Genomic DNA, 20095 nt, shown 5'->3' on the forward strand with positions numbered 1-20095 from the left:
TTGCCAAGCGGAATTCTGCTTGGATTTCTCCTTCAAATGCTCTCTATTCCTAAAGCTCAAAGAAGAGGATTTCATAAAAGCGCTACGAGCAAATCCTGTACTGAAGATTTGCTCATATCTTCAATACTGAATGGATCAAGCGATCTGACGAGATATCATCACCTTCAATGACAGTATTTTAATGATGATCTTTTACGACATTATAAAAATAAAACTATCCCTGCGCTCTTTTTCATCGCCCATCAAAGCATTAAACTGAAGCACTCTCAACAATGGATCACGACACCACAAGAGAAAGAGAGATTGAATAAAACCTTTGATTTTTTAGATGAAAACTCTATAAGCGAAGGAGGATTTTCTTCTCTCTTTTAGCCCCTCCCCACAATGATCCCCTCCCCACAATGATCCCCTCCCCACAATGATCATTGCCTTGATTTTCTAAAGAACAAGAGGCAAAAAGATCTTTATCTCCAACAAAGGTGCGACAAAAAGTAAAATCATCAAGAGGGTTTAAGGGCGCATTTTTTTTTCAGGAGCATCTCAAAGCTTTCTGCACGATAAATTCGATAAGGCTTTTTTTCATCATAAAGATTTTGCAGCCATTTTGCTCTCTCTTTTATCTCTCAGCTTTCATTCTCAGGCTTTGATCGCATAAACCACCGCCATATTGATGGGGCGTGTTTCATCTCCCCCTGTTTTTTGCAATAAAATCTTATGTTCATGCTCTCCCGCAGGTTCTGTCAACGTTGTTTTAATGAGGGTGAGAGCTGCATACCTTTTAAGATCCCCCCAATCCGCCTCGAAAATTCTGTTTTCAGACTCTGAAAAACTATGCTGGTGTTTACCTGTCGAATCTGTTTTCCCTTCATGGGTATGGGCTTTAAAAGACTCCTCTTGTCGACTTCCCAAGAGGCGTCCTTTATCAATGTTTTTTCCACTATCGAGCCCCCGTAAAAACATTCCCCGCAAATCGGGAACATTAAATGTTGTTTTCCCATCTCCTTTTCCCCATATTTCCCCCAAAACAGCAAAGAGATTGGCATAACTCTTTCGCGAATATTCTTTCCCATCACACAACAGCCACCCAGAGGGTATTTTTTCACTGGCAAAAGTTCCAATAAACCCAGGTGAAAAAGATTCCGGCAAAGGAGGAAAGGGCGGAATTTCAGGAAGTTTTATAGTAGGATTGGTTAAAAACCAGCCATCAGCATTTTTCCCAGCAATATCATGCGTATAGACGAGTTCATAAAGCCCTCCCTTTTGGATTTCTCCCCCTTTTAAAGGCATAATCCCCTCTGTCGTTGCCATATAGGTTGGTCTTGGAGGCAATTGATTTAAAGAAACATTTGTTATTCCTCTATTGACGCCTTGTGCTTTAAAGCGCACCACAATGCCATCGATATAGGTCTCAAAAAAAGATTTTGTCGCCAAACGAAGGGATGTTCTCTTGTTCTCGTTATCAATCGTAAACTGTGTTTCAATCACGCCCCCATTATCCAAAACATATTCTTTGATACGTTGCATCATAGCACGTGCACTATCATTGACTGAACTTGGCGGTTGCCCTTCAGCCCAGTTTATACTCTCATCGACATAAGCATTTTCTGATGCGATGATTGACCAATCATAAATCGAACTCATAGGAGACACTCTTTTTGCAAAAAGGAAAGACGCGCAAAAACGGAAGAAAAGAAAGCCAGAATTTTATTTTTAGAGGCCGGTGTTTCTTCGATTTTCATTTTCTTCATTTTCAGCCCTATTTTGTCATAATCCACATGGAGTAATTTTGTTTTCGCATTGACAAAGACAGCTTCCGGTTTCACACGCAACACTTCTTGCGCCAGAACACCCTGATACCGTTGTGGATTTCCTTTATAATTAAAGCTATAAAGAGAATATCCTTTTTTCTTTCCCACAAGGATAATATTTTCTTTTGCTCTCACATCACAAAGCCCCAGAATTCCTCCAACCAATCCCAGCACTTGCTGCGCATCACGCAATGGATCTTTTGTCACAGAAGGGATTATTGTAGATTTTCCGGAAGTTGTTCCGTAATTTCCAGCCGCCTGTGTTCCGACCTGTAACAAGCGTTCCAACCGGTTCCAATCTTGATTATCTTTTTCTGACCATTTTTGGCGCTCCGCATCTAAGATATTTTGACGGTTGAGATCTTGAATCATCCCCCCTTTGAGAGCATTTCCTTGTACATTACTCTGCCCTTGATAATAGGCGTTTGCCGCATTCACTTGATCATGCTGCGCGCGATCAATCATCTGGTTTGCATTCATCATATTGTTAATATCTTGATTATATTGCTGTGCTGCGGCATTTGTAGCCAAGGCGCCTAGTTCATCAGCAAGCACGCCGGTATGGGCTCCAGAGCCATAACGCCCCGCCCCAGACATCGATTGATTAATGGCATCAGAAGTTTTATTGAGAGCATTTTGCAATGCAGCATTAAATTTACTATTACTTCCCATCCAATTTCCCTTCGCCATACTGGAAAGATTTGCAGCACTGTTGGTTGGTGCATTTAACCACTGGGTTACCACAGGATTATCATAAAGCTCTGCGGCTTGTTGTAAACCGGACAGCGCATTTTTTGTCATATCGCTAAGACCTGCAACGCGCTCTCCTTGATAAACGTTTCCACCAATTCCTTTCTTATAAAGCCCCTGTGCATCCGCACTGGCTTGTTTAAGAATATCCGCCGCCCAAGCGGGTGGTGCATTTGTTTGTGTTGTCGTCTGCACTTGAGGTGTTTTTTTTCTACTCATGGCCCCAGAACCTTTCTATATTGAATAAGATTACGAGAATATCCGTGATGAGCGAGCCTTTTCGCCCATCCAATTCTTCCAAACATGTGTATTTCTTCAGCGTTGATTTTTCGCGCCCATTTTTCGACCTCATCAATCAATTTGACCAGTTTCAGTCCTCCCTCTCCAGCAAGATCTGAGAGAACGACGCATTTTTTCCCCGTATGGGCACTTTCAACTTTGGTTATTGCAAAAGCACTAAATTGGATTTTATTTTTTAAGACCAGCCACAATTGGGCTTGTCCTGTCGCGATTTCTTCAGCAATTTTTTCCAGACAAACATCATCAGGAAAACGCTGTGCATATTTTTTAAATGCCCCATTGATTGCCTCTTGATAAGGCGCTATTTTTTCCCATGGCCATTGCTCTGTTAAATGAGCAGAATACAAATCTTGACGATCTTGCATCATGATTTTAGCTCTCTTCACTTTTTCGCGCATCCCCTTTAAGAACATCCCCCCTGGCAGACTTCACCCATTCCATGTTTACCGCCCACCTTTCAAAAAAAAGAAGAAACCGAAAAGCCCCCCCCATCATCCCCCATCATCCCTTTTTCACAAGATAAGAGGAAACTTTTTATAGAAAAAAAACATGATGCAAGCTATTTTCCCATATCATAAGAAAGCATCAGCCCCGCCTTATTCCTTTAAAGATAAGGACATAGCTTATCGCATGGTTTCTTTGGTTATCACGACTTGGCTTATCGCATGCCGGCAGGCATCAACTCCACATCAAATCCGGTGACATGAGACCAATTCATCCCCTCAGGAATGCGCAATTTAAAGCGATAAAACCGTGCCCTTGCGCGACAATGAATTTGTCCTGTATTATGAGAAGGCTGTTTTTCTGGTAACCAAACCGTTTCTTCTTCAAGAGATTGTCGAAAGCGCATTCCCACAGACAAATAAAACTTTCCACTATTGACTTGAGGCATAATATTTTTCACCCGTGTTATCATGCCATTTGTCTGCCCCATTTCTTGTGAAGTGACCACACACCCCATAGGAGAACCAGAAAACGACCCCAATCTTCCCTTTTGATCAAATGCGCCCAGAATAGGTGATTCATTTTTCCACGCTTTACTATCGAGAGAAAAGGACAAATCATCAATATTCTTAGCCACAAAATCAAGACCTTCTAGCGTTGTTCCCGTCAAGAAAATGGGGAGGATCATTTTGATATCCACGAGAGCTTTTGTCCATTTTTGCAATCCCCAATCATAAATGAGCAAGATACGTTTATGGAGGCTCTCATCGCTATCCACCATCCAATAAACACGATTATACACGCCATCGATCGCCGCAGACATGGTATACAGATTACTCTGTCTTGATTTTGCAGTCATGGTTCGATCCACTTTTTCAAAGCCAATGGGTATAATCTGTCCGTCATTGGTTATTTGATAAAAACCGCCCTCATCCGCAAAAAATGCCAAATCTCCGCGACCAACAATCGATTCAGCATTTTTTGCGCCTCGTTTATCGTGGATTTTTTGGAAACTAAAAATAATCTTAGAGCCTGGAATAAAAGAACCAGCATAGATTGCAGAGCGCATAAAGATAATGGGATTTGTTGTCTCCGTTGCCCCTTGCACGAAACCGCCATCAGGAAAATCTTGATAATCACAGCTTTTTTTCCCCACGGTCCAAAATTCTGCATCATTAAGTCCAGACCAATGCACCCGTCTTGGATGTTCGGTTAATTTCATCAAACAAACGAAATCTCCCCAGACGCGAACGATCCCTGCTTGTGGTGGATTTCCTCCTAAATTTCTAAATGTTTTATCATGAATAATATCGATCACTTGTGGTTTATCATTAGCATTCACCGCAATAATAAAATCACCAAACAAAGCAAAAGACCACGGGGCATCGATATTCGCCAGATAAGCCTTTCCTTTTTGGCTAATATCTTTCCACTTCATTGTTGTGTTATCCAGCAAGAAGATTTTTTCTCTTGTCCCAACAAGAATAGAAACGCCATTTTTTGTTTTAACCGCAAGAGCGCCTAAAATGGGCTCCGGACATGGCTCTGACAAAGCTTCAAAATTTGGCATAGGGATATAAGAGCCATCCGCCGGGAGCACATTGACAAGTTCATCGGTAAAAATTCCATTGATATCCGCCACATCGGGTCGATAATCAGCGATTGGGAAAAAAGCCATCAAGCCCCCCTAAAATGTTTCAAGCACCCAGTGCCAAAACACCAAGGCTTGCTCATTGAAACCAAAAAAAGCCCTTAAAATTCTAAGAGCACAAAATTCTATAAATATACAACCCAAGGCTGACACACGCCTTGAGAAAAATAAGACCACACGATCATGGCAAGCCTACAGCTCTCACCAGCGCCCAACCAAAATCCACCACCCACACTCTTTAAATGCCAGTTAAATGCCAGCGGCACCCCCAAGGATTAAGAAAAAATCATCAAACACCCCAGAAGATGCCTCCATAAGATAAGATAAGATATCTGAAAAGCCTAGTGTTATTCAAAACATCAAAGCTGATTGATGAGCCCCCCCTAGAACAAAACTTTAAAGGCATAAAATTCCATCAATATACAACCCAAAGTTGACACACGCCTTGAGAAAAATAAGACCACACGATCATGGCAAGCCCACAGCTCTCACCAGCGCCCAACCAAAATCCACCACCCACACTCTTTAAATGCCAGTTAAATGCCAGCCTCAACCTCAAGTATTGAAAAAAAGCCATAAAACTCTCTATAAAATTTTTGAAGAGTCCAACATAATCAAGGGACAAAGGCTTGCTCATTGAAACCACAAAAGCCTTTAAAACGAGAGCATGCCCCCAATACACAACTCAAAGTTGATACATTCAAAAAATATCAACATCCACTGCCCTCAGAAGCGGCTCCTCGCTTAAAACCCGCCCCTCAAAGCCAATCTGGTTCTCAGCACCAATCGAGATACCAACACGAATTCAGTTCCCAAAGCTCATCGAGGCATAAGCACTGCTCTAATTTTCAACGCCAATCTGAGGATAAAGGATTAGAAAAAAAACTTTTAAAAATTCATTGGACGAATTTTTAAGGAACCTTTTCGACGGGATGTTTCAATACGCAAAGCTTGAAGCTGTTCTTGAAAATCTCTAAAAGAAACGGCAGCATATTCAGGATCTTTAAGGATATTTTTATAAAGTTCATATTTTGCCCGTGCTTTAATGAGATCAAAAGCATAAATCAACCAGGGATTATCGTCCTCTTTCAACTGTTCATCGCTAACATAAACAGGAGTATACGAAAGTTGTACGTCTTCGACACTTTCTGGTGTTGGAAAGAGTCCTATTTTTTGATCAAGGGTGGTATAAAAGAATGGCGTTCCTAACTCAGGATGCCTACCATATTGTTGATGCAACACTTCAACGGGCTTAAAGAACAACTTTGTTGGTGTTGCATTCTTTGTTACTAAAAAGACGTCTTCCAAACTCTTTTCTGATTCAATAAAAACGCCTTCTTCTCGTCCATACCATGTTTTTTCACTTTGTGTTTTGAAGGTGCTTTTTCTCCTTTCATTAAAGAAAAAGGGTTCGCGTTCACACAAGCGCAAAGCTGTAACAATAGAATCTTGAATTTGCAGAGAATATTCAGCTGTTGTATCGTCAATTTCATCTTGAATCAGCGCGACCATAGAGGCAAAAGTTTGCGAGCGGTTTGAATGTGTAAGATCGCGCTTGTTAGGATCACTGGATAAAGCGGTCATAAGCCTGTCCTTTTTCTGGAAGTATTTTAAATTTTCCCCCAACAAGAAGAATCTGTTGGGGGAAGTGAGCAAGCATTCGCTTTAAGCAGGCGCTCCATAAGTTGGGATAACGATTGTGCCGAAATCCTGAGCCCCTTGCGAACTTCCTGGCAAGGTAAAGCAGGTTTTTTTCATTCCAATAATGGTTTTTGCCGCGACCCCGAATTCTCTTTCATAATCGAAGAGTTCTTCGACCAATTTATAGCGTGTTGCGCCTCGATCTTTCCCAAAAGCGATTACAGCACTTTGCGCCCCAAGCAGCACCGCACGACGCACATTGGGGACAGCTTTATTTGCCGTTCCAGACTCGACCCCTTCGGTAATATGTTCAGCTTCGCGTAAAACGACACCATTATACATTCCCAAAGATCCATCATAGAGCGGATTTTTGATACGGCTTCCGCTATAGATTGCCTTAGTAATGTCGAGCCATTGTCCCGCATCTGTATTGGTTCGCAATTGCGTCACTTGGGTTGGATGAAGATAAAGCACATAGACATTTTCCCCATCGATCCGCACGGGTCTAATTTTAGGATTTGCCAATTTAGCCCGTTCAACAGCTTTATCGATGAGTTTAAGATCAAAAACATCATTTTCTTTTAAGTCTTCATCTTTTGTTTTATCGTGAGGACGCACCACGCGTTTATTGGTTGGAGCCGTTGGGGCATTAAACCCATAATGAACGGGTTTAAGAGTAATTGTGCGTCCCTCAAAGTTAATGGTTTTTGCGGTATATCCGCAAACTTGAATGAAGAACATCATACTGAGACGATCCGCATACCAATCAACCAACCCATTTTTTGCTTCTGTGCGCAAATCGTGGAGAATGCGTTGTTGATCAATGGTGCCCTCATTTTTGACACGCACCGCATGAACGAGTTCATTAATTGCCAAGCGATCATTGAGAAACTGTAAAGCTTCTTCATTGCCTTCCAATGTCTGCCCTTCACTCACCCCATCACCGAGCAACTGGACACGTAAATTAAAGCTAATGGCATCGCCACTTGCTTTCGTGGTTTCATCCTTTAATTGTACGATACTGTTTGAATCATTTCCAATCAACGGTGCAATTGGGATTGCTTTTGAGACTTCTTGATTTAAAAGTTTAGACCATGTGCGCACTGCCATTGGGTCATTGAGTCCGATATAAGTTACAGTCATTTTATCCTCGAAAAGTTTATTGACATAAAAAAACCCGGCAAAGTGCCGAGCGCTCAAAACACCACATTTCATTTCAGATGGTGAATAGGTTGTTTTCGTGTGTTTTGTTTCTGTTAGCCTCTCGCCTCCCACTGATAAGAGCGCTCCTCACCGCATCCGTGCTTTGAGAAATCCCCTCTTCCCCCTCCACCCACACTCTCTTATGTTTCCACAAAAGACATCCCCCGCATTTCATGCACCAGAACCCCCCTCACGTATCCCGCAAAAGACACCCCACGCATTTCATGCACCAGAACCCCTCTCACGTATCCCGCAAAAGACACCCCACGCATTTCATGCGCCCAAAACCCCCCTCTCACGTATCCCGCAAAAGACACCCCACGCATTTCATGCGCCCAAAACCCCCCTCTCACGTATCCCGCAAAAGACACCCCGCGCATTTCATGCGCCAGCCCCCCCCTCTCACGTATCCCGCAAAAGACACCCCACGCATTTCATGCACCAGACCCCCCCTCACGTATCCCGCAAAAGACACCTACTACATTCTTGTTTTTAAAATTCTCTGCCACCCATTAAACGATTAAAAGCCGCTTTATTCTTAGGATCAGCAACCCAAGTACTAAATTCCGCTTCTGACATTTTATCCAGCATATCCAAAGAAATTGGTCCATTTGGCATCAAGCCGTTATAAGCAGCCAGTGTCCGAGCAGAATTGTGTCTTTCTTGTAAATTTTCCCCCATGGTATTGGGAACATTTGTATAGCCAAATTTTTGTGCAATCGTGTAAATCACTTCAGCTGGATTTTGATTTTTTTGCGCACAATCGCGCAAGATCTGCTTCAATTCATCACCAATCCTTGCGTCAATATTTTGGGGATCGGCCAGCTCAGGATAGAGCGAAGCAAAAGCTGCCAACTGTTTCGCACGTGTTTCATAAATAAAATCGGCTGCTTGATCAAAATCATGGTGCTTTTGTTTAACGCTTGCAACCGACTGCTGATAAAACGCCTGCAGCTGTTCTGCTTCGGAAAAAGAGGAAGGTTGTTGTTTTTCATGTAAAAGCCCTTGTTTTTGCAGTGTTTTTCCCAACCATTGCATATAGCCCATAAAGTCCTTTTGCGGATCTGGCGGCGCATTTTCTTCCCCCTGCACCTCTTTTCCCCCTTCTTGGAAAGGTGTCTGTTGTTGATGCCTTTGTCCTTGAAAATTTTCTTCCAAAGTTTTTGCTTCTCTTCCACTTTCACCCTCTTCTCCCTCTTGTGTTGAGGCAAAAAAATCCTGTTTCAAATGGTTTTGTTCTGCTGGCGTTAAATGTTCTTGATCCATGACGTTAGCCTTTTCTTTTTTTAAACAATAAAATTAAATTTTTCAGATAAAACAGTTTGTGCGCATTGATCCCCAATGCCCTTCCATCACTTGGGCTCCAGCATATCGACACCATGCTCCCTCTCACATGACGGCAAAACACCATCTTCTCACCTGCTTCTGCCCCAAAACGGACTGTCCAACAAAACAGCTCTTCTGAGCTAAAGAGAGATGACATTGCACAACATAAGCAACACTGTGCTATGGAAATTATAGAGATAATCACCCCGCCCATTGATAAAGATCATCCAAGATCGCCCATCATAAAGCCCTCTATTCATAAAGCCCCTTATTGTTGGGCATTTACTGTCTGCAACATCTGCATGATCTGCTCTGCTCCTCCATGCATCCCCATCGGTGCTGCAGCATTTTGCTCTTCTTGAAGAGCGTTTTGCGCCTTTAGCGCAATTTTATGAATAAGGGAGGCGGGTAAAGGCGAATAGCGTAAGAGATCGAGCATAATCTCTGGTGTTGCAAAATTTTGCATCAAAGGGAGCAATTGCATGATCAATGCAAAAGTACGCTCTTTTTCATTGAGACTTGTTGGAGCATCATCGACGACAATATCATATTCCAAACTTGTCACCACTTCGCGTGTCAAAGGAACATACTGCGCATTTTCATCCCCAGCAATACGAACCAACCGCCCATCGGACAGATAATTTTGAATGAGATAGAGAATAATTTTCCCCTGTCGCTGCCGATATCGACGCAAACCATCAAAAAAGGAAGCCAATAGATTAAGGGATGATTGTCGCCGTTGTTGTTCAAGAATACCAGGCTGATTAACAGCGCGCGTCCCAATAAATTCAGAAGACAATCCCGTCACTTGCTCGAGAGCGCTCTTTGCTTCATTAAACAATTGGAAAAACCCTTGCGGAAATTGCGCCACCGGTTTAGGCTGGATTCTTCCACCAGACACAGCCCCACTTTTCAACCAAGTAATGCTATCGGCTCTAGCCCAACTCTCGACAGCTTGTCGATCATCATCAAAAGCATCACGTTCAGCCATAATCCCGCCTTTTGATTGGCTATTAAGCAAATGCATCACTTGACTAAAATATTTGTTTGCCCACCGTTGCGGATCTTTTGTAGGGCGCACAAGCCCGTAGAATTGCCGGCTTAACTTATCAAAAGTACCGGTAATACATTCCCATCCCAATTGCCCTGCGGGGACCAAAGGCTTATCCGGTGCTTCGAGTAATTTTCTGCCTAAAAACGCTCGTTTGACAATTTTTCTCATCAACCGTGTTGCTTGAATATCCGGAAAGGCTTTACTTAAACTTTGGAAATCCTGCTCTGCATAATCAATAAACTTTCCACTTTGCGGCTCGAGTACTTTATAAACCACCTCACGTTCAAACCAGCGACATTCTGCCAATGTCACCATTTTAGGGCGTTGATAGCTTGTTCCCTCTTCTCCCCCTTCTTGATATTCCCCCTCTCTTTGATAAGGTTGTGTCCCATTGTTGGTTGGGTATAAAAAACTCTGATGTTTCACCCAATCGGCATGAAGATCGCTCCAATGAACATGGGGAAACATTTGTTGAGCCACTTCTAAAGGCTTTTCATCAATGTACCATAAGCGTTGTGCATCAATGAGATTAGACTTAACAGCACTCGCATCCCAGACCATTTTCATAGGGTCAAGTCGCGCAATGATTGGTTTTCCTTGCGGATCTTCTTCATAATCAAGGCGGGTATCTGTCCAGCCCATTCCACAAATGACCGCATCTTGAAAAGCATCGGAATCTTCATATTCCCCATCAGCTTCATCGCGAAACCATTCGGCTGCCCCTGTTAGAATCTGGTTTGCAAAGGCTGCCCCTTCTTGTCGTGGAATAAATTGGACTTGTCTTTTATTATTGCGCTCAGCCCCAATAACGGCATTAATCAAAGGCGCAATACGATTAAAAGTCATGACCGGTCTATTTTGTTCGTTCAAGACAGCCAAGTCTTGCTCATTCCATTGCCGTCCATTATAAAAATCATAGTCTTCTTGGGCATTTTTTCGCCATTTTTCCACATGCGCAATATCATCCTGATACCAGCCTACGAGTTTTTTAAAAAGCGCTTGTTGTTCAAGCGTTTCGATTTGATCGAAAGAAGAATCTGTAAGTATATTCATTAAAAAGCCATCCATGAAGTTTGAGAATGGTGAGAAGAGCGATAGGTATTTTTTTTAGGGCGGACATGGGGCTGTTCATAAGCCACACACATCAATCCAAAGGCATCAGCCCCATGGCTTGCCCAATCATGTTCAGCGCCAAGACCAATATTGCGTTGTTCATCACGCTTTTCATGATACCAAGCGAGCGCTTTTCTCCCCGCAGCTGTTGTGTCACGATTAAACCATAGAGCAGGAAACAAACGCCTTACGGCTTCGATCCGCATTTTCACCGCGCCTGTTCCCTGATTAGGAATGATTTTGGTTTGAAAACCGGCTTGTTGGAGTGCGCTTTCAAAACTGACATTATAGACACGATCTTTTGTTGCGCCATCATGAGGCAAAACCATGAGCGCCTTTTCATATCCCCTTTGAAAAACCCACCCCACATGTTCAGAGAGCGGCTGCCCTTGGGCTTCATAATAATCGAGCACGCGAATTTCCCGCCCCACAAATTGCGCGACCCACAAGGCGGTAGCATCGGCCTTTGCTCCCGTTCCCCCGATATCCCAAAAGATTCTCACCTGCATCAAAGGATCCCGTGGAACGGTGGTAATGCGCCCTTCCATTTCGGCTTCGAGCAGACATTTCTGATAATAAGCGCCTTGCACAGCTTGGAGATATCCCCCTTCCCAAATATGGTTATACTGCTCTGGTCTTTGCTGCAAATCGCTCAATCGATCTCGATTGAGTTTTTCGGGAAATTTGGGATTATCGCGCCAATTAATTTCCACGCCTTTGATATTGGGATTATCGACATTTCGAAAACGTTTTTCCACGGGAGCATTTTCATGATATGGGTTCCAAGTGACCCATAATTCTGCATTCCAATCGTCTCCCTCTTCGCGCAAAGTTGGGATAAGGGTTTGCCAAGCTGTCTCAGTGACTGGCTCCGCCTCATCGACCCAACAGAGGAACACCCGTCCCATAGACTTAATACTCGCGATATTTCGATCAAGCCCCGCAAACACATAGACGATCCGTCCATCTTTTGATTTAATATATTTATCGCCGATTTCATAATAATCTTGCAGAAAAGGGTAAGCTTCAATGGCGCGTTTAATTTCTTCCAAAGAACTCTCATTGAGAGAATTTTGAAACTGTCGCGCACAAAGAATAATCCCGCGTTCTCCTGCCATTCCATGGCGATATCCCACCACCGCTGTCATCAGAGCAAAAGAGCGTGTTTTTCCAGAGCCCCGTCCGCCCCAAGCGGCTCGGACATCTGCTTTTCCAGTAAAGACAGGAATAAGCTTTGGGATAAGAGCCACTTGAGCCGTTTTCTGCCCTATTTTTTGAGAAATTTTCTGAACCATTGTCATGATAAATTTTTATACTTTATCAACAATTGAGCTCCACATTTTTGATGATGCCAATTTGATGATGCCAAGTTTTATTATTCCAGAACCATTGAAGGAAAAACGCTTATCTCAAAAGCGCTCTGTTCATTCTGATACGCGATACATCCTTCTTTTTGGGCACTCCCCTTTTTTGCATGCGCCCCTTTTGACGCCCCAACGCCCCCCCACTTCCTCGAAGCGCGCGAAAAGCCCCACCCCTTGAAACACCGTCCCCCTGTCCCCCACAAAAGCACGGTATTTCCCCTCCCCTGAATTTCACCGATCCTTCACAAAAGCCCTTACAAGCACACCATCTTAAATTTCACGCTCCTCATCCATCAAAACAGTATCTCGTACCACCCACCCCCAGATACCCAAAGCCCCCAGCAGTTAAGTATCACGAACACCTACAAGCACGATATCCTCTGCTTCAAACGCCCTCACACCTCATCCCCCCAAGCAGCGCCCTTCCAAAAGGACATCTCCGATCATCCACTTCCACGCAACATTTTCCGATATCACAAACCTCAATTTTCCGCAGGCTCACGCTTCAAAATCTTGCTTCTCCGGTTCGGTATTTTTAGGCTTCACGGGTACGATCTCGATCCGCGAAATTGTTTTGACCTCTCCCCCCCTTCAATAACGAGAAAAGACAAACCTTCACAAGAAATCCAAAACGGCAAAGTGCATCAAGCGCTCTCCCCCGCGCCTTTCAAGCATCACAGCCATGTCCCCTTACGTACCAAGCCCAGATCTCTTGACAAAATCTCTTGAAAGCTTCATCCACTTCGATACACGCCCTCACACCTCATCCCCCCAAGCAGCGCCCTTCCAAAAGGACATCTCCGATCATCCACTTCCACGCAACATTTTCCGATATCACAAACCTCAATTTTCCGCAGGCTCACGCTTCAAAATCTTGCTTCTCCGGTTCGGTATTTTTAGGCTTCACGGGTACGATCTCGATCCGCGAAATTGTTTTGACCTCTCCCCCTGCTTCTCCCGTCACCTGAAGAGGCAAAACTTTTGCCAGCAGTGAAAAAAAAGGCACGGGATTATTCAGCGCATGATATTGAAGATAAGATACCAACCCATCCTCCCCATACTGAGATCCAGCCTGTTCAGCGGCTGTAAGTAAGGCTTCATTAAATCGCTTTGTTGTTTTATTCAAAGACCCTTTTTCCCGCCCTTTTCGACGTAAGGGAAGACAATTTTTCTCAGCCATCATCATGTTCCTTCCAATAAAGAAAAACCAATTCCATGCCATGAAAAAATGTCATGAAAATCAGCAACGAACCTTCAAAAGCACTCCACAATTAAAAAAGGAAAACCACCCCAACAAGCCAAAAGCTGCCATAATGTTGAAACCTTCACCCCCAAACCTCTCATCCCATTCCATGCCCTCACAAAAGGGCAACAAACACGACCAGAAGCCCACACAACGTGTAAATTCTCCAGCTCCTTGAACTTCCTCTTCCTTTTTTACAGATCCACGTTTTTACGCTTTTACGTCTTTACAGAGAATAGCCCAGAAAGGCTTAAATAGCCAGCCCGCGCTGCACTATAAACACCAATCTGTAGACCAATGACTTTTCTAGCAGAATTTTCTTCTAACCACTTCATATGGTTATCACCACCCCTCAGAAGACGATATTTCATAAAAACTTAAGAGCAAGAGCTATTCTTGCCACTTTTTGCCTTTTCACACTCTCTGCCCCCTATTTTTCTCACCGCATTCCCTACCACGACGAAAGCCCACACAACGCATAAATTCTCCGCTTCATTTTTACAGATTCACATTTTTACGCTTTTGCATCTTTACAGAAGGCGCCAAACGAAACTCAAAAACCGCCATCCCTACGCCCCCTGTAAACAACAGTCTATAAAAATCCAGCTTCGCTTAAAGCAGGTGCGGCTTGCTAATTATTTTATATGGTCATCCCCCCTCAAAGGACCTTACTTCATCAGATTTACCACCCCTAAAATATTTCACCACACACTTTTAAAAAAGCATCTTATAAATTTATAGGTTTGAAGGTGCCTTTAACAGCCTATCCCAGCTCTCATGAACCATCACCCCTCAAACAACAATGTTGTACAGTATAACCGCACAGCCAAATATTTTAATTTTTCTTGCCAATCTTTTGAAATTACTTTATTGATAAGTTTGTGTTTTTGATCGTCCACGCAACGGTCAAATAGGGAGTTGAAAACCCGAACGCTCAGTACATAAATTTATCCCGCTTTGCGGGTATCCCGGAATTCCGGGAGTTTTTGCTATGTCCAGGTGCATCTTCGCACTAAAAGCAAAAAGCTGACTGAGCTCAGTATTTTCAACCTCCCGGAATACTCATGCGAGGGCGCTCGCAACCGGAGGGGAGCTTGAAGTACAAACTAAAAATCCACATTTTCCAACCAAAAATCCCAATTTTATTGACATTTCAATAGGCAAAAGAATTCATCACAGACGCATTTCAATGGGGCTTTCCCAAAAGGAATTAGGAAGCCACTTAGGTGTCAGTTTCCAACAAATCCAAAAATATGAAAAAGGTTTAAATCGTGTAAGCGCAGGACGTTTACAAGAAATTGCCAACAGATTGGAAGTTCCCATTCACTTTTTTTACGCGGATATTGCTACAAAAGAAGATCTTTCCACAAAAGACAATCTCTCACACCATGATCAAGAAACCTATAGCGAAAAAGAACAGGCCCTTTTGAGAAACTTTAGAGAACTCCACCCTAAAAAACAGAAAGCAATCTGGTGGTTAATTTCTGATTAGACAGAAGTCCACACAACGCATAAATTCTCCACTTCATTTTACAGATTCACATTTTTACGCTTTACCATCTTTACTAAAAATCAACCAAACGAAAGGCTTAAACAGCCAGCACGCGCTGCACTATCAACATAAATCTTTAAACCACATGACTTTTCTAGCAGAATTTTCTTCTAACCACTTCATATGGTTATCACCACGCCTCAAAGGCCGATATTTCATAAAAACTTAAGAGCAAGAGCTATTCTTGCCACTTTTTGCCTTTTCACACTCTCTGCCCCCTATTTTTCTCACCGCATTCCCTACCACGACGAAAGCCCACACAACGCATAAATTCTCCACTTCATTTTACAGATTCACGTTTTTACGCTTTTGCATCTTTACAGAAGGCGCCAAACGAAACTCAAAAACCGCCATCCCTACGCCCCCTGTAAACAACAGTCTATAAAAATCCAGCTTCGCTTAAAGCAGGTGCGGCTTGCTAATTATTTTATATGGTCATCCCCCCTCAAAGAAGAGTGTTCCCCAGCCTGCAAATCCTGCCCTAAAATATCCACCCCCCACTTTCATAGGCAAGCCCTTACATTTACATTACTCAACGAACATCACACCCAAAAAAGCAGTGTTTTATGGCTTGCTAGGATAAACTTGCGAAAGCAAAAATTTTCACCGCGTGAAAATCCTTTTCTCAAAAAATCTGAAATCTTTGCTAATGGAATCCAAAAAGTTTTTAATTTATCTCGTACAGGTCATCGTGTTTTGATAATTGTTTTAGAGGAGTGTCAATCTAATAAGACAGAAAATAAAAATAATAATAGTATTACTCTAATTTGGTTTGATGGAGGCGTTAATGGAAAAAAACACGATATGGTCGACAGAACTTTTCACAATGGTTTAAGAGAGCTCATACAAAAAGGAATTTTAAAACCAAAATTACCTAATCAATATTGGATCAATCCAATCCTATTCTTCAAAGGAAATAAAATTACTTTTATGAAAGAATATCAAATAGATCTCGAAGATTTTACAAAAATATGACTTGTATCATTTATCGTATTGTATATATTATGAGACATCTTAATTTAAGCGCGTGAGGGGAAAATAATGTCAAAATTACAAATAGGCAAAAGCGCATTGTTTTTTTTGCTTTTATGGCTTCGTGGTCCTGTAATAGTTATACTAAGCACTCTATCAGTTACATCTTTTATAACATTAGTTGGACTTCCTATTGCAATACATTTTACAGCAGTAAGTCGGTCAATATCATCATTAATATACCCCATGTTTTTGTTGTTTATTGTCAGTTTTGGCTCTTTCCTTCTCATTTTTTGTTATGAAACATTGATACGCTTTTTAAGGTAAACTGTTTACACATTCCCCATTAACAATGCTCATAAAAAACAAAAGCGCGCGATAATTAATCTGTACACCAATACAATAAACCATCTCATACCTTAGGATGATGATATTAACACATATAAATTTAAAGAGGGATAAAAATGAAAAAAACCATTTTATTATGCATGGTTATGTTAGCTGTAGGATTTAGTATTACCGGTTGTGGTAAAACTGAAGAGGAAAAGCGTAGAGCCCAACAAGAAGAACAAGCTAAAAAGTTTTTTGAGACAAAATTACCAGATACAGATCGTGGACATGCATATTAAAAAAATCCCCTACAATATAAGATGTGAATTTTGACTTCCCCCCTCACCTCAAAGGACGCAGGTTCCATCCAGCGCCATTCTTGTGCACGGTCCAGCTTCTTCTAGAGAAGAAGCTGCCTGTTGACTTCAGCTCACGCCCCTCAAAGAGCAGTGTTTGACGGCATGATGGGATAAATAAAACACTCCGCAAACGGAAGTTTCACAATCACTTGTTGAAATATCCTCTATAGAGGTATACCGTGTCAGGAAACCGCTATTAATGGAGAATTTATGAGCACGATCCCCTCTTAATCCTGTTACCCCGAACCTACAGTTGATATACGTATCAAACATCGAGCATTCTACCGCTTTTTACAAATTCATCTTCAAAAAAGAGCCTATTTTCCTCTCGCCACGCTATGTTGCATTTACTTCTTCGGGTGATGCCCTCTTTGCTCTCTAGTCTGGAGGCGATACGCCTGAGGAAAATGTGCCTCGTTTTTCAGAAATCAGCATTATGTTGCCTCACGGAGAGGACGTAGATAAACTCTATGCAGAATGGCAAGAACAAACCACCGTTGAGATAAATGTCTTGAAAGAACCCTATACGGACGTATTTGGACGAACCTTCCTCATCAAAGATCCCGACGGTCATCTTATTCGTGTTTGCCCACTGGATTAAAAAACTTTAAGACCTGATCTTTAATCGCCTGAATTTTGAGTTCCACCCCTCTCACCTCAAAGGACGAAGACTTCATCCAGCGCCGTTCTTGTGCACGGTCCAGCTTCTTCTAAAGAAGAAGCTGCTTGTTTACTTCGAGATCTTCACCCCTCAAAGCAGAGTGTTTTATCAAGCTTGTCCATCCAGCCCTAAAATATTTTTTCTCTCGTCATCCCTCTTCATCTACCCCCCCTGCTCCATAAACAGACTCCTTGCACCCCAATCCTCTCTCTATTCCACGCCATAACAAAAAGCCCAAATAAATAACGCATCAATTCTCCGCTTTCTTTTACAGATCCACGTTTTTACGCTTTTACGTCTTTACAGAGAACAGCTCAACGAAAGGCTTAAACAGCCAGCACGCGCTGCACTATCAACATAAATCTTTAAACCACATGACTTTTCTAGCAGAATTCTCTTCTAACCACTTCATATGGTTATCATCACCCCTCAGAAGACAATATTTCATGGAAACTTAAGAGCAAGAGCTATTCTTGCCACTTTTTGCCTTTTTACACTCTCTGCCCGCTATTTTCTCGCGACATTTCCTAGCACAACAAAAGCCCCCACAACGCATAAATTCTCCGCATCATTTTACGGCTTCACGTTTTTACGCTTTTGCGTCTTTACAGAAGACATCCTAGGGAAATTTCTAAACCACCCCACCATTCGATAAACAAGAATCTGTAAATAATCCAATTTTTATCGCGTACATTGCAGTCGAGCAACCACCTCTCATCGCCCCTCAAAGGATGAGATTACACCAGACACAACAGATAAGCCCGGCTCTTAAATATTCACCACACACTTTTAAAAAAGCACCTTATAAATTTACATGCTTGAAGATCCCACAACGGCATATTCTTGGCCTCTAATGCCTCCTCCTCACCCCGCCTCAAACACCCCTTTTTACGGCATAATCCTATTTTACGACATAAGAAGGATAATTAGATAATTTTTAAGATACAAAAAATGCTCTCATTTTTCACATCTTTTAATTTTTCTTGCCAATCTTTTGAAATTACTTTATCACTCAAAAGGTGCTTTGGTCGTCTACGCAGCGATCAATAGGGAGTTGAAGCCTGAAAAGCCTAATACATGAATTTGTCCCGCTTTGCGGGTATCCCGGAGTTCCGGGAGCTTTTGCTATGTCCAAGTGCATCTTCGCACTAAAAGCAAAAGGCTGATTAGGCTCAGTACTTTCAACCTCCCGGAATACTCATGCGAGGGCGCTCGCAACCGGAGGGGAGCTTGAAGTGCAAACTAAAAATTCACATTTTCCAACCAAAAATCCCAATTTTATTGATATTTCAATAGGGAAAAGAATTCGTCACAGACGCATTTCAATGGGGCTTTCCCAAAAAGAATTAGGAAGCCACTTAGGTGTCAGTTTTCAACAAATCCAAAAATATGAAAAAGGTTTAAATCGTGTCAGCGCAGGACGTTTACAAGAAATTGCCAACAGATTGGAAGTTCCCATTCACTTTTTTTACGGAGATATTGCTACAAAAGAAGATCTTTCCACAAAAGACAATCTCTCACACCATGATCAAGAAACCTATAGCGAAAAAGAACATGCCCTTTTAAGAAATTTTAGAGAACTCCACCCTAAAAAACAGAAAGCAATCTGGTGGTTAATTTCTGATTAGATAAAAACGCCCTCATCAGCATATTCCGCAACATATCCAACACAACATACCTCAATAAAACTTATGTACATCTCAAGAGACAATATTTCAAGGAATCTTAAGAACAAGCCCGATCCTCTTCTTCACTCTTCGTCCCCACTTCTCTCCCTACAGGCTATGCCACAACAAAAGCCCCCACAAAGCCCAACTCCTTCACATCATTTTACAGATTCACGCCTTTACGCTTTGCTCCCCCCCTGCACCTAACGCTTTTGATATCGGATATCACCCGCCTCCAATAATGTACAGTAGCCTCCCAATGGGGAAGGACATCCCCCCACTTCAAACGACATCCCCTTGTTCATCCCCCCTTGACAGCATCAGAGAGCAACAAGCAATAAAGCAACAAAATCTTGGAAAAAAACCTTGAGCACCCTCACCCCATATTCCTTCTCACCCATCGTCTTCCCAATGGTTTTTATGGGGGCTCTTATCTTCTCTGGTTTAAAGATACAATTCCGATTGTGTCATTATGATACCTTTTTACATTAACCTTGTCAAGTTTTTATATTGTTCTTTTAATATTTCGTGTCATTCTTTCTCATAATCATCTCTCTTATGCAACCAGAATGCCCAAAACATAAAGCACAAAATAAACCATCATTATGTTGCTTATTCACGCATTTTTGAAAAAACATGCCTACTGCTTTTGCCATT

Annotated in this window: 16 protein-coding genes; 5 read left to right on the forward strand and 11 right to left on the reverse strand. The window is 42.3% G+C overall.

Translation table 11 applies throughout. The annotated features are described in order from the left end of the window. Positions 1-636: 636 nt before the first annotated feature. The 11 genes from D1093_RS09130 to D1093_RS09180 form a co-directional block, all read right to left on the reverse strand. Positions 637-1641, reverse strand: coding sequence for a phage tail protein (locus D1093_RS09130; RefSeq protein WP_120102176.1), 1005 nt, complete (start codon positions 1639-1641; stop codon positions 637-639). Beyond that, positions 1638-2777, reverse strand: a complete 1140-nt coding sequence (locus D1093_RS09135; protein ID WP_120102178.1) for a tail fiber domain-containing protein — start codon at positions 2775-2777, stop codon at positions 1638-1640. The genes D1093_RS09130 and D1093_RS09135 overlap by 4 nt, the downstream gene beginning before the upstream one ends. Further along, on the reverse strand, positions 2774-3256 hold the full coding sequence (locus D1093_RS09140; RefSeq protein WP_174767402.1) for a hypothetical protein: 483 nt from the start codon (positions 3254-3256) through the stop codon (positions 2774-2776). Before D1093_RS09140 ends, D1093_RS09135 begins: the two co-directional genes overlap by 4 nt. 260 nt (positions 3257-3516) lie before the next feature. Then, a complete protein-coding gene (locus D1093_RS09145) occupies positions 3517-4980 on the reverse strand; it encodes a hypothetical protein (RefSeq protein WP_120102182.1) in 1464 nt (487 codons plus the stop codon). Between the two features lie 861 nt (positions 4981-5841). Next, on the reverse strand, positions 5842-6537 hold the full coding sequence (locus D1093_RS09150; protein WP_120102187.1) for a phage adaptor protein: 696 nt from the start codon (positions 6535-6537) through the stop codon (positions 5842-5844). Between the two features lie 81 nt (positions 6538-6618). Next, complete coding sequence (locus D1093_RS09155) at positions 6619-7737, reverse strand: N4-gp56 family major capsid protein (protein ID WP_120102410.1); 1119 nt, start codon at positions 7735-7737, stop codon at positions 6619-6621. Positions 7738-8289: 552 nt separating this feature from the next. After that, positions 8290-9063 (reverse strand): hypothetical protein, encoded by a 774-nt coding sequence (locus D1093_RS09160; protein ID WP_120102191.1) that lies wholly within the window; start codon positions 9061-9063, stop codon positions 8290-8292. Positions 9064-9391: 328 nt separating this feature from the next. After that, positions 9392-11230 (reverse strand): portal protein, encoded by a 1839-nt coding sequence (locus D1093_RS09165; RefSeq protein ID WP_120102412.1) that lies wholly within the window; start codon positions 11228-11230, stop codon positions 9392-9394. Next, positions 11230-12591 (reverse strand): PBSX family phage terminase large subunit, encoded by a 1362-nt coding sequence (locus D1093_RS09170; RefSeq protein WP_120102193.1) that lies wholly within the window; start codon positions 12589-12591, stop codon positions 11230-11232. Before D1093_RS09170 ends, D1093_RS09165 begins: the two co-directional genes overlap by 1 nt. Before the next feature lie 74 nt (positions 12592-12665). After that, a complete protein-coding gene (locus D1093_RS10045; protein WP_174767403.1) occupies positions 12666-12863 on the reverse strand; it encodes a hypothetical protein in 198 nt (65 codons plus the stop codon). A 650-nt stretch (positions 12864-13513) separates the two neighbouring features. Next, the gene (locus D1093_RS09180; protein WP_120102195.1) at positions 13514-13834 is read right to left on the reverse strand and encodes a hypothetical protein; all 321 of its coding nucleotides are present in this window, start codon (positions 13832-13834) and stop codon (positions 13514-13516) included. 1207 nt (positions 13835-15041) lie between these two features. On the opposite strand from D1093_RS09180, the gene D1093_RS09185 reads away from it, so the two are divergent. The 5 genes from D1093_RS09185 (at position 15042) to D1093_RS09205 (ending at position 19399) form a co-directional block, all read left to right on the forward strand. Continuing rightward, the gene (locus tag D1093_RS09185; protein WP_120102197.1) at positions 15042-15389 is read left to right on the forward strand and encodes a helix-turn-helix domain-containing protein; all 348 of its coding nucleotides are present in this window, start codon (positions 15042-15044) and stop codon (positions 15387-15389) included. Between the two features lie 645 nt (positions 15390-16034). Then, positions 16035-16424 (forward strand): hypothetical protein, encoded by a 390-nt coding sequence (locus D1093_RS09190; protein ID WP_244613998.1) that lies wholly within the window; start codon positions 16035-16037, stop codon positions 16422-16424. 461 nt (positions 16425-16885) lie between these two features. Continuing rightward, on the forward strand, positions 16886-17050 hold the full coding sequence (locus tag D1093_RS09970; RefSeq protein ID WP_167309096.1) for a hypothetical protein: 165 nt from the start codon (positions 16886-16888) through the stop codon (positions 17048-17050). Between the two features lie 496 nt (positions 17051-17546). Then, entirely contained in the window at positions 17547-17711 is a 165-nt protein-coding gene (locus D1093_RS10550) for a VOC family protein (protein WP_342212230.1), read from the forward strand. A 1295-nt stretch (positions 17712-19006) separates the two neighbouring features. Then, positions 19007-19399, forward strand: a complete 393-nt coding sequence (locus tag D1093_RS09205) for a helix-turn-helix domain-containing protein (RefSeq protein ID WP_120102201.1) — start codon at positions 19007-19009, stop codon at positions 19397-19399. The last annotated feature ends 696 nt before the right edge of the window (positions 19400-20095 follow it).

This window comes from Bartonella kosoyi, from assembly GCF_003606325.2.
Taxonomy (GTDB): domain Bacteria; phylum Pseudomonadota; class Alphaproteobacteria; order Rhizobiales; family Rhizobiaceae; genus Bartonella; species Bartonella kosoyi.